The 13,055-nt window shown below is 64.1% G+C and carries 12 protein-coding genes; 3 read left to right on the forward strand and 9 right to left on the reverse strand.

Features of this window, described 5'->3' with window-relative positions; all coding sequences use genetic code 11:
* Nucleotides 1–34: 34 nt before the first annotated feature.
* A complete protein-coding gene (locus tag AWB80_RS13070; protein ID WP_061175252.1) occupies nt 35–1,351 on the reverse strand; it encodes an MFS transporter in 1,317 nt (438 codons plus the stop codon).
* 25 nt (nt 1,352–1,376) lie between these two features.
* Nucleotides 1,377–2,558, reverse strand: a complete 1,182-nt coding sequence (locus AWB80_RS13075) for a M20 aminoacylase family protein (RefSeq protein ID WP_061175088.1) — start codon at nt 2,556–2,558, stop codon at nt 1,377–1,379.
* Nucleotides 2,559–2,692: 134 nt separating this feature from the next.
* Here AWB80_RS13075 and AWB80_RS13080 point away from each other — a divergent pair, with 134 nt between their 5' ends.
* Nucleotides 2,693–3,586, forward strand: coding sequence for a LysR substrate-binding domain-containing protein (locus AWB80_RS13080; RefSeq protein ID WP_061175253.1), 894 nt, complete (start codon nt 2,693–2,695; stop codon nt 3,584–3,586).
* A gap of 22 nt (nt 3,587–3,608) precedes the next feature.
* On the opposite strand, the gene AWB80_RS13085 is transcribed toward AWB80_RS13080, so the two are convergent.
* The 4 genes from AWB80_RS13085 to AWB80_RS13100 are packed head-to-tail and all read right to left on the reverse strand — an operon-like array spanning nt 3,609 to nt 7,713.
* The gene (locus AWB80_RS13085) at nt 3,609–4,994 is read right to left on the reverse strand and encodes a tripartite tricarboxylate transporter permease (protein ID WP_061175089.1); all 1,386 of its coding nucleotides are present in this window, start codon (nt 4,992–4,994) and stop codon (nt 3,609–3,611) included.
* Nucleotides 4,994–5,476 (reverse strand): hypothetical protein, encoded by a 483-nt coding sequence (locus AWB80_RS13090; RefSeq protein WP_061175090.1) that lies wholly within the window; start codon nt 5,474–5,476, stop codon nt 4,994–4,996. The genes AWB80_RS13085 and AWB80_RS13090 overlap by 1 nt, the downstream gene beginning before the upstream one ends.
* Before the next feature lie 22 nt (nt 5,477–5,498).
* Entirely contained in the window at nt 5,499–6,437 is a 939-nt protein-coding gene (locus AWB80_RS13095) for a hydroxymethylglutaryl-CoA lyase (protein WP_061175091.1), read from the reverse strand.
* Nucleotides 6,430–7,713, reverse strand: coding sequence for a hydroxymethylglutaryl-CoA reductase, degradative (locus AWB80_RS13100; protein WP_061175092.1), 1,284 nt, complete (start codon nt 7,711–7,713; stop codon nt 6,430–6,432). The genes AWB80_RS13095 and AWB80_RS13100 overlap by 8 nt, the downstream gene beginning before the upstream one ends.
* Before the next feature lie 174 nt (nt 7,714–7,887).
* Between AWB80_RS13100 and AWB80_RS13105 the strand changes: the two genes are divergently transcribed.
* Nucleotides 7,888–9,261, forward strand: a complete 1,374-nt coding sequence (locus tag AWB80_RS13105) for an aminotransferase-like domain-containing protein (protein WP_061175093.1) — start codon at nt 7,888–7,890, stop codon at nt 9,259–9,261.
* Nucleotides 9,262–9,276: 15 nt separating this feature from the next.
* On the opposite strand, the gene AWB80_RS13110 is transcribed toward AWB80_RS13105, so the two are convergent.
* Nucleotides 9,277–9,795 (reverse strand): hypothetical protein, encoded by a 519-nt coding sequence (locus AWB80_RS13110; protein WP_061175094.1) that lies wholly within the window; start codon nt 9,793–9,795, stop codon nt 9,277–9,279.
* A gap of 182 nt (nt 9,796–9,977) precedes the next feature.
* On the opposite strand from AWB80_RS13110, the gene AWB80_RS13115 reads away from it, so the two are divergent.
* Nucleotides 9,978–10,685, forward strand: coding sequence for a YceI family protein (locus AWB80_RS13115; protein ID WP_087131238.1), 708 nt, complete (start codon nt 9,978–9,980; stop codon nt 10,683–10,685).
* Here the strand turns inward: AWB80_RS13115 and tdh are convergent.
* Both tdh and AWB80_RS13125 read right to left on the reverse strand, forming a co-directional pair.
* Nucleotides 10,610–11,647, reverse strand: coding sequence for an L-threonine 3-dehydrogenase (tdh, locus tag AWB80_RS13120; protein ID WP_061175095.1), 1,038 nt, complete (start codon nt 11,645–11,647; stop codon nt 10,610–10,612). The two genes, AWB80_RS13115 and tdh, sit on opposite strands and share 76 nt — an antisense overlap.
* Nucleotides 11,648–11,748: 101 nt before the next feature.
* Nucleotides 11,749–12,951 (reverse strand): glycine C-acetyltransferase, encoded by a 1,203-nt coding sequence (locus AWB80_RS13125; protein ID WP_061175096.1) that lies wholly within the window; start codon nt 12,949–12,951, stop codon nt 11,749–11,751.
* Between the last annotated feature and the right edge of the window lie 104 nt (nt 12,952–13,055).

Genomic DNA, 13,055 nt, shown 5'->3' on the forward strand with positions numbered 1-13,055 from the left:
GCATCCGGCGCGCGTCCAGCGCAAGATTTGACGATCAGTCGAGCGCCTCCTGCGAACGTTCGCGCATGCACGCCACCGCGATCACCGACAGCACGCCGCACCCGATCACGTACCAAGCGGGCGCCATCACGCTCTTCGTGATGACGATGAGCGAGGTCACGAAGAATTGCGCGAAGCCGCCGAAGATCGCGACGCCCAGGCTGTAGACGATCGCCGCGCCCGTCGCTCGTACCGAACGGGGAAACAGTTCGCCGAGCATCGCGCCGGTCGGACCGACATTGAGTGAATGCACGATCGAGAGCACCGTGACGACCGCGAGCAGCGTGCCCGTGGTCGGCGACTGGTTCAGAAGCGCGAAGGCCGGCCAGATCGCGAGCATGAGCAGGATGCGCGTCGTCTGCATGAGCCGGTTGCGGCCGATGCGATCGGACAGATAGCCGCCGATCGGCGCGACGACGAACAGGATCGCGCCCGATACGCAGCCCGAGAGCATCGCGGTCCAGCCCGGCAGGCCGAGCGTCTTCACGCCGTAGATCGACAGATAGAACACGATGATGAAATGCGCCGACGTGCCGCCGATCGTGACGCCGAGACCGTTGAGCACCGCGCGGCCGTGTTCGCGCAGCACCGTGACGAGCGGCATCTTCGGCGCTTTGGGCGCGGCCGCGACGCTCTCGCGCGGCGCTTCTTCCATCGTGCGGCGCAGCCACCAGCCGACCGGCACGATCGCGGTGCCGATGATGAACGGCACGCGCCAGCCCCAGCTTTCCAGTTGCGCCGTGCTCAGCGACGCCGTCAGCGCGACGCCCGTCAACGCGCCCGCGAGCGCCGAAAGACCCTGGCTCGCGAACTGCCACGACGCATAGAGGCCGCGCCGGTTCGACGGCGCCTGTTCGAGCAGCAGCGTGGTCGATGCGCCCACTTCGCCGCCCGCCGAGAAGCCCTGAATCAGCCGCGCGATCACGAGGATGACCGGCGCGGCGATGCCGGCCTGCGCGAAGGTCGGCGCGACCGCGATCATCGCGGTGCCGAGCGCCATCAGGCCGAGCGTGAGCAGCATCGCCTTCTTGCGGCCGGCGCGGTCGGCGTACATGCCGATCAGCAGGCCGCCCACAGGCCGCGTGAAGAACCCGACGCCGAAGCTCGCCACCGCGAGCAGCAACTGGCCGACCGGATCGTGCACCGGAAAGAACAGCTTGCCGATGACGAGCGCGAAAAACGCATAGACCGTGAAGTCGTAGAACTCGAGCGCGTTGCCGACGGCCGCCGCCATGACGAGCCGCGTGCGCGCTGCGCGGCTCCTGGGCGTCGATGCATTCGCCGGCGCGCTGGCGAGGGTGGGTGCGTTCATGATGTGCTCCGAAGGGATCATTCGATCAGTCGGCGAGCCAGGCTTCGGCCAGGCGCACCCAGTAGCTCGCGCCGATCGCGAGGATGTCGTCGTTGAAGTCGTAACCGGGGTTGTGAACCATGCAGCCGCCCTTCGAGCCGATGCCGTTGCCGATCCACGCATACGTGCCCGGACAGGCTTCCAGCATGAACGCGAAGTCCTCGCTGCCCATCAGCGGCCGCGCGGCGGGCTCGACGCGTTGCGCGCCGAGCATCTTCGTCGCGACTTCGGTGGCGAAGACCGTGGGTTCGGCGTGATTCACGAGCACCGGATAGCCGAGTTCGTAGTCGATCTCGGCCGTGCAGCCGTACGCGAGCGCCTGCGCATTTACGAGCGCGGTGATGCGCTCCTGCAGCAGCGTGCGAACGCCCGCGTCGAGGGCCCGCACGGAGAGCTTCAGCAAAGCGGTTTCCGGAATCACGTTGCACGCCTCGCCCGCCTGCACGCTGCCGACGGTGACGACCGCGGGCTTTTGCGCATCCACCTCACGTGCGACGATGCTGTTCAACCCGAGCATGATCGATGCGACCGCGGGCATCGGATCGCGCGCGACGTGCGGCATCGCGCCATGCCCGCCGACACCGCGCACGGTGATGTTCACGCGGTCCGACGAGGCCATGCCCGGACCCGGCGTGAAGAACATGTCGCCCGCGGGCAAGCCCGGCATGTTGTGCAGACCGAACACGGCATCGCACGGGAATTGCTCGAACAGGCCGTCTTCGATCATCGCGCGCGCGCCTGCCTCGCCTTCCTCGGCGGGCTGGAAGATCACGATCAGCGTGCCGGAGAACTGGCGGCTCTCGGCGAGATAGCGCGCGGCGCACAGGAGCATCGCGGTGTGGCCGTCGTGGCCGCACGCGTGCATGGTGCGCGCATGCTGGCTGGCGTACGGCAGGCCCGTCGTTTCCTCGATCGGCAATGCGTCCATGTCGGCGCGCAGGCCGATGCGCTTGCCGCCCTCGCCTTCCGTCAACACGCCGACCACGCCCGTCTTGCCGAGACCGCGATGCACTTCGTAGCCCCATTGCGCGAGCAATCCGGCGACGAGATCGCTGGTTTGCGTTTCTTCATACGCAAGTTCCGGATGCGCATGAATGCGCCGCCGCACGTCGACGAATTCCGACGCGATGGCGGCAATACCGGGGATGACGGGCTCGACTGACAGCATGGGGACGACTCCTTGTTCAATGCGGATTCAACGTGTCCCAAGCATATAAAGCCGAAAAGCAAACCAAAAGACGGTAAATTCAATGCGTGATGACTATTGGTTGTCGGTGCTAACCCTAGGATGTCGCCATGAGCATGAAATACCACCAGTTGCGCGCATTCCTGACGACCGCCGAGCAAGGCAGCATCCGCGCGGCCGCGCGCAGTCTGCATCTGTCGCAGGCGGCGCTGACGAAGGCCATCAAGGAACTGGAACAGGATCTCGGCGTGCCGCTCGTATTGCGGACCGCGCGCGGCGTGCAACTGACCGCGTTCGGGCAGCAGTTGCGCGTGCGCGCGCATCTGATCGTGAGCGAGATGCGCCGCGCCGAAGACGACATCGCGCAGATGAAAGGCGCTGGCGCGGGCAGTGTGAGCGCGGCCGTCACGCCGACCGCCGCGCTGTCCATCTTGCCGCAGGCGTATCGCGCGTTCCGGCGGCAGATGCCGAATGCGCGCGTGAGTTTCATCGAAGGCTTTCCGGGCGTCGCGATGCCGCGTTTGCGCGACGGCTCGCTCGATTTCGTCGTCGCGGTGGTCGTGCCCGAGCATCTCGCGCCGGAGTTCGATCACATCGAGTTGTATGAGAGCCGCTCGGCGATCGTCGGACGTGCTGATCATCCGTTGCGGCATTGCACGTCGCTGGCGGAATTGTCGGATGCGGAGTGGCTGTTGAATCCGTCGCCGGAAAGCTCGACTCAGGCGCTGCTCGATTCATATGCCGAGCGCGGCCTGATGGTGCCCAAGCGCGTGATCGAGTGTCCGAGCTTCATCATCGCACATGGGCTGTTGCGCGGATCGGATGCGCTGGCCGCGCTGCCCGCCGCGTTGCTCGAACATCAATGGGTCGGCGAGGGACTCGCTATTTTTCCAATCGCCGATCCGTTGCCGGCGGTGTCCGTCAGAGTCGTGACGCGGCGGGACAGTCCGTTGACGCCCGCCGCCACGTTGTTGCTGGAATGTCTGCAGCACGCGGCGCGTTCGCAGTGAAGCGCGCGCGCCGCGTCGTGCTTCATGCGCCGAATAATTTCGTCAACGCAGGCACGCTCAGCACCGCCGTGTAATACCCCATGAACTGCACGCCGGTATTGAAGCCGAAGTTGCGCGACAACAAGCCGCCGAGCAAGCCCACGCTCAGGATCACCAGCAGACCGAGCAACTGCCCTTCCCACACGCTGATCACGACGATCAAACCGACGAACGTCGCGATGATCGCTTCGTGACTCAGCTTCCTCGCGACGAACGACGCCGCCCGATGCGCGTAGTTCATCGACAGCGGATACGCCACGAGCGCCGCCAGCACGACCGCGAGCAGACCGAAGCCGAGGAACTGCCAGGTCGTCATCATCGTGTGCAGGTTGTTGATGTGGCCCGTGGCCGTATCGACGAAAAAGCGCGGCGGTGCGTTGAAAAGCGGTGCGGCAGGCCCCGCCGCGACCGGGCTCAGCGGCAGGCCGAATGCGATCAGCGGAATCAGCGCCTCGGCGATATACGTCGCTTCGGTCACGCCGTTGCGCGCGGAGATCACCGTCGTCAGCCGGTGATACGCATGCTTTACGCGCGAGCCGACGAGTTCGCCGAGCACGACCGTCATCGCGACGGGACTGAACACGAAGGTCGCGCTCGATACGGCGGCCGTCGCCGCGACCCAGCCGCGTTGCTGGCCGTCGAGCACTTTCAGCGGATTGGGAAAGTAGCCGCTCCAGCCCTTCACGTCCGGTGCGAGCGAGAAGGTGCGTACGCGTTCGCGGCGCATGCGGGCGCGATCGGCGGGCGAGAGGATCGAGAACAGATCCGCGATGAGCGGCCCGATCGCGATGCCGAGGAAGTAGCTCACGGACAGCTTCACGCCGTACTTGCCCGTCAGCGCCTGCAAGCCGACGATCACCAGCACGAACGGGACGAGCAGCAACACCGAGGCCCAGCGCCCCGACGAGAAGAACGCGATCGCGATCGACGCGGCGAGAAACACCCACGGCGCGGCCTTCGTGATGACCGGACCGAACGGCGCGAGCAGCACGGCGAACAGCACCGCGAGCGGCACGGCGACGAACGCCGCGACGATCGCGCCCGAGATCATCTTGCGCAGCGCGATGTGCGGCACGCCGAGATTGCGCAGCATCGTCGCTTGCTGGAGCAGCGGCGTGGCCAGCGTGTCGCCGGGAATGCCGAGCAAGGCGGTGGGAATCGCGTGCGTCATGTGCTTCGACACCGCGCCCGCCATGAAGAACGAAAACACGCCGACGGGCGGCACGCCGAGCAACACGACAAGCAGCGTGAGCGGCGCGAGCGTGGTGGTTTCATCGGTGCCGGAGATGAGGCCGATGCCCGAGAACACGATCGCGCCGATCAGCCCCATGCCGAGCGCGACGAGCAGTTGAGTGACGAACGGTTCCATCAGCGTGCTCCTTCGCGTTTTTCATCGCGTTTTTCATAGTCGGCGAATAGCTCGTACAGGCCGAGCTCCTTCATTTCCGCGACGACGGCCGGCGGCAGGTCCGCGACGCGCCCGAGACCGCCCGCTTCGCTCGCGAGCTGCTTCAACACTTCCTCGCGGCCCGCTGCGCCGTGCGCTTCCTCGATCACTTCGCGCTTCGGCCTGAAGAGCTTCGCGCAGACCGCGCCCGCGATCAGACATCCGCCGAGGCCGACGAGCATCGCGTAGGCGCGTGCCATCGCGACGTCGGGCACGTAGGCGGCGAGCACGCGATTGGCAATCGCGAACGCGCCGTAACTGATTGCGATGCCGAGCACGACCGACCACGCGAGATGGCGCGTGTCGACCGTATCGCCCCAGATTTCGACGAGCCGATAGTCCGCCCGCTCCGCGCTCTGCGATGGCGCATGGCCGCGCTCATGCGCGGCGATTTGCTGTTCCATGTCTCCTCCTTCGATGGAGTTTTTAGTTGCACTGCTTCTCTTGCCGTCGGCGTCGGGCTTCCAGCGCCCGCGCCGCGCGCGATGAGGTCTCGCGCTTCAATGCAGCCGAAATGAACGCGCCCGCTTGCGCCAGCCGGTTCAGATCGATGCCCGTTTCGATACCCATGCCGTCGCACAGATAGACGATGTCCTCCGTCGCGACATTGCCCGTCGCGCCCGGCGAATACGGACATCCGCCGATGCCCGACACCGAACTGTCGAATACCGCGACGCCGCGTTGCAAGGCCGCATGCACGTTTGCCGCGGCCATGCCCCACGTATCGTGAAAATGGCCGGCAAGTGCGGCAACGGGCATGTGTTCGATGCACGCATCGAGCATCGCCTGCGTCTTCGATGGCGTGCCGGCACCGATGGTATCGCCGAGACTGATCTCGTAGCAGCCCATGTCGAAGAGCGTCTTCGCGACGCGCGCGACGGCCTGCGGCGCGATCTCGCCTTCGAACGGACAGCCGAGCACGCATGATACGTAGCCGCGCACACGCACGTTCGCCTCGCGCGCGGCGGCGATCACCGGCGCGAAGCGCGCAATGCTTTCGTCGATCGAGCAGTTGATGTTCTTCTGCGAGAACGATTCGGATGCCGAAGCGAACACCGCGATTTCATCGACGCGCGATGCGAGCGCCGCTTCGAGCCCTTTCATGTTCGGCACGAGCGCGGCGAGCGTCGTGTGCGTGGCGCGCGCTTTTGCAGCGACGCGTTCGAGCACCTGCGCGCCATCGGCCATTTGCGGCACCCATTTCGGCGACACGAACGACGCCGCTTCGACATAGCGCACGCCCGCATCGATCAAGCGTTCGATGAGCTCCGCCTTCACGTCGGCGGACACATGCGACGGCTCGTTCTGCAAGCCATCGCGCGGCCCGACTTCGACGATGCGCACGCGTGTGGGTATCTCATTCATCGCGCGGTCCTTGCAGAAGCGTCATGCCGTAGTCGACGCTCACGTTGCGCGCGGCGACCATCTTCTTCACGACCCAGTCGATGTCCGCGCCGCTCGCGCCGGCCGCCAGCGCGATATTGCGCGCGTGCAGCGCCATGTGGCCGCGCTGGATGCCTTCGGTCGAGAGCGCGCGCAACGCGCCCATGTTCTGCGCGAGGCCGACCGCGACCGCGATCTCGCCGAGTTCCTGCGCCGAACTCACGTTCATGATCTTCAACGCGAGCCGCGCGAGCGGATGCGTCTTGGTCGCCCCGCCGACGAGACCCACGGGCATCGGCATTTCGATCGTGCCGACGAGGTCGCCGTTGTTCGCCACTTCCCACGTCGTCAGCGACGTATAACGTCCGCCGCGGCTCGCGTACGCATGCGCGCCCGCTTCGACCGCGCGCCAGTCGTTGCCGGTCGCGACGATTACCGGATCGATGCCGTTCATGATGCCCTTGTTGTGCGTCGCGGCGCGGTACGGATCGATCGCGGCGAAGAGGTACGCATCGACGACACCGGCGATCACGTCCTCGCCCGCGTATTCCTTCGATTGCAGCGTCGCGGCGCTGTAGCGCACTTGCGCGCGCGCGAGGCGCAGATCGGCGAGATTCGACAGGATGCGCAGCCGCACCTTGCCGCCCGTGATCTCCTCGATGCGGCCCGCGACCGTTTCGGCCATCGTGTTGACGGTGTTGGCGCCCATCGCGTCGCGCACGTCGACGATCAGATGCGCGACGATCATCGCGCCGCGCGGCGTGTCCGGAAACACATGCACTTCGATGTCGCGGCAGCCGCCGCCCAAGCCGATCAAGACTTTGTCGCGCGCGTTGGCCATCTCGATCAGCTCGTCGCGATGCTTCAGGATCGCGAGCCGCGCACCGTACGGGTCCGACACGCCGACCACCTGAACCTGCGCGCGCATCAACGGCCCCGTGCTCGACGTGCGAAAGCCGCCCGCCTCGCGCGCGAGTTTCGCCATGTACGACGCCGCCGCGACGATCGACGGCTCTTCCACCGCCATCGGCACCAGCACGTCGCGCCCGTTGATCTGGAAGTAACCGGCGACCGCCATCGGCAATTCGAACGTGCCGACCACGTTCTCGATCATGCCGTTCGCGGTGTCGAGCGGCAGCGCGCCGGGTTTGGCGAGCAGCGCGTGCTCCGCGTCGTCGAGACCGGCGGCCTGCGCGATGTGACTGAGGCGCTGCGCAGGCGATAGCGCGCGGAAATTAGGCAACTTCGAATCGATCATGTGTCTTCCTCTGACTGGATAGGTGTTTTCGACTGTCTGCTCGCGGCGCTTGCAGCGACGCATCGGCTGGGCCAATAATAGGCTGACTGTACCCATTGCAAAGGTACAATTTCGGCAAACAGTGGGCGCGCTGTACCCAATACGGCTGGATCACTTTCAGAATGGATCAACACGATGCGGCATGAGAAGCCGAGCCTGTCGGCGACACTCGCGGACAATCTCGCCAGACAGATCACCGAAGGTGTCCTGCACGCGGGAGACAAACTCCCATCGATCAGGGAATACGCTGAGGCCAACGGCTGTTCGAAAAATACCGTGATCAGCGCGTTCGACACGCTGACGGCGAACGGTCTCATCGAGCCTCGTCGCGGCGCGGGCTTTTACGTCGCGAGTGTGGTGAAGCCGCAGCCGCACGACGAAGACGCGCCCACGCTCGATCGCGCGATGGATTCCGTGTGGCTCATGCGCGAACAGTTGCAGAGCAAGCCGGAATTTCTCAATCTCGGCGAAGGCTTTCCGCCGGTCGCATGGCTCGAAGAAACGCGGCTCGATCACTTTCATCAGCGCGTGGTGCGAACGGGTGTCGCTTCGCTGTTTCGTTATGGCAGCCGCTTCGGCTATCTGCCCTTGCGTCAGCATTTGCAGCAGAAGCTCGCCGGCTATGAGATCGAAGCCGCGCCGCAGCAGATCGTCCTCACGCACGGCGCGAATCAGGCGATGGACATGGTCGTGCGTTACTTCGTGCGCGCGGGCGATACCGTGCTCGTCGACGATCCGGGTTATTACGCGCTGTTCGGCAAACTCAAGCTGTCGGGCGCGAATATCGTCGGCGTGCCGCGCGGCGTCGACGGGCCTGATATCGCCGCGCTCGAAGAATGTCTGAAGACGCATCGGCCACGGCTCTTTTTCACGCAGTCGGTCGGACACAATCCGACCGCGACGGACATCAGCGCGGCAAAGGCGCATCGCATCCTGCAGCTTGCGGAGGCGCACGATCTGATCGTCGTCGAGAACGACGCCCTCGCCGATCTCAAGCCGCGCTCGGCCACGCGCATCAGCGCGCTGGATCAGTTGCGGCGCACGATTTATATCGGCAGCTTTTCGAAGTCGGTGTCGGCTGCGCTGCGCGTGGGCTTTCTCGCCTGCGATGCCGATCTCGCCAGCGATCTCGCCGACGTGAAGATGCTCACGCATGTGAGCAGCAGTGAGTATTGCGAGCGCACGCTCGATGCGATCGTGAGTGACGGCCACTTCCTGCGCCACACGAATCGTTTGCAAGAGCGCCTCAAGCGCGCGACGGCGACGGGCGTCGAAGCACTGACGCGCCTGAACGCGACCATCTTCAAGGTCAGCGATCAGAGTCTTTATCTATGGGCGCGTTTGCCGGGGCGCGACGATTCCATCGCGTTCGCGAAGGAGATGCTGGACAAGCATGTGATTCTCGCTCCGGGGACGATTTTCTCGGCGCATGCGAACAGCGTGTCGCCGTGGTTCCGCTTCAATGTCGCTTATCTGAACGATCCGAGATTCGAGAGAGCGTTAGGGTGATTTACTTCGGATTCCCTAAAATTTCACTTTGAGCATGAAGCCGAGCGTGAACGGCAGATCGCTCGAAGGAATCGGCGGAATCAGGATGATGTTTGCGCCGACGCGCTTGTATTCGAGCATGATGAGCGGCGCGGCCACGGGTCCGACCGTATGGTTATGCCCGATGCCGTAACTGCCGTAATCGTAACCCGAGATCAGGCCGGCCATCACGGCGAGCCTGATGTAATGCCAGTGAAGGAAGTCCGGCCCCCACACGCCGCCGCCATAGAACGACGGCTTCGACAGCGAGTTGCGGAAGTAGCCGCCCGTCACCGCCCACTGCGGCGCGACCCAGCATTCCACGCCGATGCCGGGATTGAACTGCTCGAAATCCTTGTCCGGATGAAAGTGATGCGAGGCGACCATGGCGTCGAGCCAGAGGCCGTCGCCACACCAGCTCGCATGCGCGGCAGGCATCCAGGCCGACGCGGCCAGCGTACCGGCCGTCAATAAACACGCGCGGAAAGTTCGGAAACGGGACAGCCATGTGCGCATATGTTCTCCGTCAACGCGCGTGCGCGATGACGCCTTTTTTTGAGATGGTGGTCGAGGCGAACTCTACCCGATCGCGCCATTTTCGTGTGTGCCGACGAAAAGCGCGTGACGACGCGCGCACGCTTTTGCGATCTCGGCGAAACTTGTCGAAATTTCTCTTTTCGTATTTGAGGCAAAGCGCGATGAAGTTTTATATGCGTGTCGTTCCGTTTCTGGCTGCTGCCGCGCTGGCGGCTTGCACGCCGCTGCAGGTGGTCACGCATCGCGTGTCGTCGAACGAGGCGAGCGTGCCGCCCGGGCACTATCAGCTCGATCCGCATCACTGGAACGTGACGTTCGACGTCGATCATTTCCGCTATTCGCGCTTCGTCATCCGATTCGACAAGACGACGGCGCAACTCGACTGGAATGCGGACGGCATGTCCGCAAGCGCGGTGCGCGCGACCATCGATGCGTCGAGCGTGAACACCAATGTGCCGTTGCTCGATCGAATGCTGAAAGGGCCAGACATGTTCGATGTGGCGCGCTATCCAGGTATCGTCTTCGTCAGTACGGCTTTTCAGCGCACGAGTGACGACAAGGGCGTGCTGACGGGCGATCTGACGATACGCGGGACGACCAAACCGGTCACACTGAACGTGACGTTCAACGGCCACGCGGTCAACCCGCTGACGAAGCAGGAGACGCTCGGCTTTTCAGCCGACGGACATTTCAGCCGCGCGCAGTTCGGATTGACGACGTGGTATCCGGCCGTCGGCGACGATGTGCACGTCGCCATTCAGGCCGAATTTTCGAAAGCGCCGGCGGATGCCGCTCAAGCCTCGACCGCGGTCCAGTCGAGGATGACCTTGCCGCTATCGCCCGAGAGCATCGTAGCGAATGCGCGTTGATAGTCGTCGACGGGAAAGGTGTGCGTGAGAATCGGCGAGAGATCCAGGCCGCTTTGCAGCATCGCGACCATCTTGTACCAGGTCTCGAACATCTCGCGCCCGTAGATGCCTTTGATTTCGAGTCCCTTGAAAATCACCTGATTCCAGTCGATCGCGGTTTGCGCTGGCGGAATGCCGAGCAGCGCGACCTTGCCGCCGTGATTCATCGATTCGAGCATGGCCGTGAACGCGCTCGGCACGCCGGACATTTCCAGTCCGACGTCGAAGCCCTCGGTCATGCCGAGTTCGCTCATCACGTCGCGCAGGTCTTCGTTCGCCACGTTGACCGCGCGCGTCGCGCCCATCTTGCGGGCGAGTTCGAGCCGGTAATCGTTCACGTCGGTGATGACGACGTTGCGCGCGCCCACATGCCGCGCGATCGCTGCGGCCATCACGCCGATCGGCCCTGCGCCGGTGATCAACACGTCCTCGCCGACGAGGTTGAACGAGAGCGCGGTGTGCGTCGCGTTGCCGAACGGATCGAAGATCGCGGCGAGGTCATCGGAGATATCGGCGGGAATCTTGAACGCGTTGAACGCGGGAATCACGAGATACTCGGCGAAAGCGCCTTCGCGGTTCACGCCGACGCCGACCGTATTGCGGCAAAGATGACGACGGCCCGCGCGACAGTTGCGACAGAACCCGCAGGTGATATGGCCTTCGCCGGATACACGATCGCCGATGGCGAAGCCGCGCACTTCCTGACCCATCTCCACGATCTCGCCGACGTACTCATGACCGACATGCATCGGCACGGGAATCGTCTTCTGCGCCCACTCGTCCCATTTCCAGATGTGGATGTCGGTGCCGCAGATCGCAGTCTTGCGGATGCGGATGAGCACGTCGTTATGGCCGACTTCGGGCCGCTTCACGCGCGTCAACGTGAGGCCGGGTGCGCGTTCGAGTTTGGCGAGGGCTTTCATTGCGTTTGATCCTGACGTTTGGTCTTCGTGGTGCTATTTCGAAGGGCGCGGGCTTGTGGCCCGTTCCCCTTGCTTTATGCGCATAAAGTCGTCGGCGGCGCTCAGCGGATGACGCCGAGCGATCGGCCGACGCGTGCGAACGCATCGACCGCGCGATCGATCTGTTCGGGCGTGTGCGCCGCACTCATCTGCGTACGGATACGCGCGCGTCCCTTGGGCACGACGGGGTAGGAGAATCCAATCACATAGACGCCTTCGTCAAGCAACGCATCAGCCATCTTCGATGCAAGTTGCGCATCGCCGAGCATGACCGGGATGATCGGATGTTCGCCGGGAACGAGATCGAAGCCGAGCGACGACATCGCGCGGCGGAAGTGCGCGCCGTTTTCGCGCACGCGCCGGCGCAGTGTCGCGCCTTCATCGCTCTCAAGCAGTTCGAGCACTTTCAGCGATGCCGCCGCGATACTCGGCGCCAACGAGTTCGAAAAAAGATACGGCCGGCTGCGCTGACGCAATAAGTCGATGATTTCCTTGTGCGCAGCGACATAACCGCCCGACGCGCCCCCGAGCGCCTTGCCCAGCGTTCCGGTGATGATGTCCACGCGATCCAGCACGCCGCAATGCTCCGGCGTTCCGCGTCCGTTTTCACCGATGAAGCCGACAGCGTGCGAGTCATCGACCATGACGAGCGCGCCGTAGCGATCAGCGAGATCGCAAATGCCCGCGAGGTCGGCGATGATGCCGTCCATCGAAAAAACGCCGTCTGTCGCGATCAGCTTGAAGCGCGCGCCGGCGGCGTCGGCTTCCTGCAGGCGCGCTTCGAGATCCGCGAGGTCGTTGTTCTTGTAGCGCAGCCGCCGCGCTTTCGACAGGCGCACACCATCGATAATGCTGGCGTGATTGAGTTCATCGCTGATGATCGCGTCTTCTTCGCTCAGCAGTGTTTCGAAAAGACCGCCGTTCGCGTCGAAGCAGCTCGAATAAAGGATCGCGTCATCGGTCTGGAGAAACTGCGCGATCGCGTGTTCGAGTTCCTTGTGCACGGTTTGCGTGCCGCAGATGAAGCGCACCGACGCCATGCCGAAACCATCGGCATCGAGACCGGCCTTCGCAGCCTCGATGAGGCGACGATCGTCCGCCAGGCCGAGGTAATTGTTCGCGCAGAAGTTGAGCACGTCGCTGCCGTTCGCGAGCCGAATGCCCGATGACTGCGGACTCGCGATCACGCGCTCCGATTTATAGAATCCCGCAGCGCGAATCTCGTCGAGCGTCGAGCGAAGATGGGAGAGGTATCGATCTTTCATCGTAATCCTTGTTCTCGGCCTGCTGCTGCAATCCGCGCTCCGTTGCTCGCGCACGCGGCCCATAGCCCTGTTATAGTGCATCCATCGCATCGGACACGTTCGAT

The organism is Caballeronia pedi (assembly GCF_001544915.2).
GTDB classification, from domain to species: Bacteria; Pseudomonadota; Gammaproteobacteria; order Burkholderiales; family Burkholderiaceae; genus Caballeronia; species Caballeronia pedi.

Coding starts and splice junctions, on each gene's coding strand:
- AWB80_RS13105 (WP_061175093.1), top strand. CDS start 7,888: ATGCGGCATGAGAAGCCGAGCCTGTCGGCGACACTCGCGGACAATCTC.
- AWB80_RS13075 (WP_061175088.1), bottom strand. CDS start 2,558: ATGCTGTCAGTCGAGCCCGTCATCCCCGGTATTGCCGCCATCGCGTCG.
- AWB80_RS13090 (WP_061175090.1), bottom strand. CDS start 5,476: ATGGAACAGCAAATCGCCGCGCATGAGCGCGGCCATGCGCCATCGCAG.
- tdh (WP_061175095.1), bottom strand. CDS start 11,647: ATGAAAGCCCTCGCCAAACTCGAACGCGCACCCGGCCTCACGTTGACG.
- AWB80_RS13100 (WP_061175092.1), bottom strand. CDS start 7,713: ATGATCGATTCGAAGTTGCCTAATTTCCGCGCGCTATCGCCTGCGCAG.
- AWB80_RS13115 (WP_087131238.1), top strand. CDS start 9,978: ATGAAGTTTTATATGCGTGTCGTTCCGTTTCTGGCTGCTGCCGCGCTG.
- AWB80_RS13070 (WP_061175252.1), bottom strand. CDS start 1,351: ATGAACGCACCCACCCTCGCCAGCGCGCCGGCGAATGCATCGACGCCC.
- AWB80_RS13085 (WP_061175089.1), bottom strand. CDS start 4,994: ATGGAACCGTTCGTCACTCAACTGCTCGTCGCGCTCGGCATGGGGCTG.
- AWB80_RS13110 (WP_061175094.1), bottom strand. CDS start 9,795: ATGCGCACATGGCTGTCCCGTTTCCGAACTTTCCGCGCGTGTTTATTG.
- AWB80_RS13095 (WP_061175091.1), bottom strand. CDS start 6,437: ATGAATGAGATACCCACACGCGTGCGCATCGTCGAAGTCGGGCCGCGC.
- AWB80_RS13080 (WP_061175253.1), top strand. CDS start 2,693: ATGAAATACCACCAGTTGCGCGCATTCCTGACGACCGCCGAGCAAGGC.
- AWB80_RS13125 (WP_061175096.1), bottom strand. CDS start 12,951: ATGAAAGATCGATACCTCTCCCATCTTCGCTCGACGCTCGACGAGATT.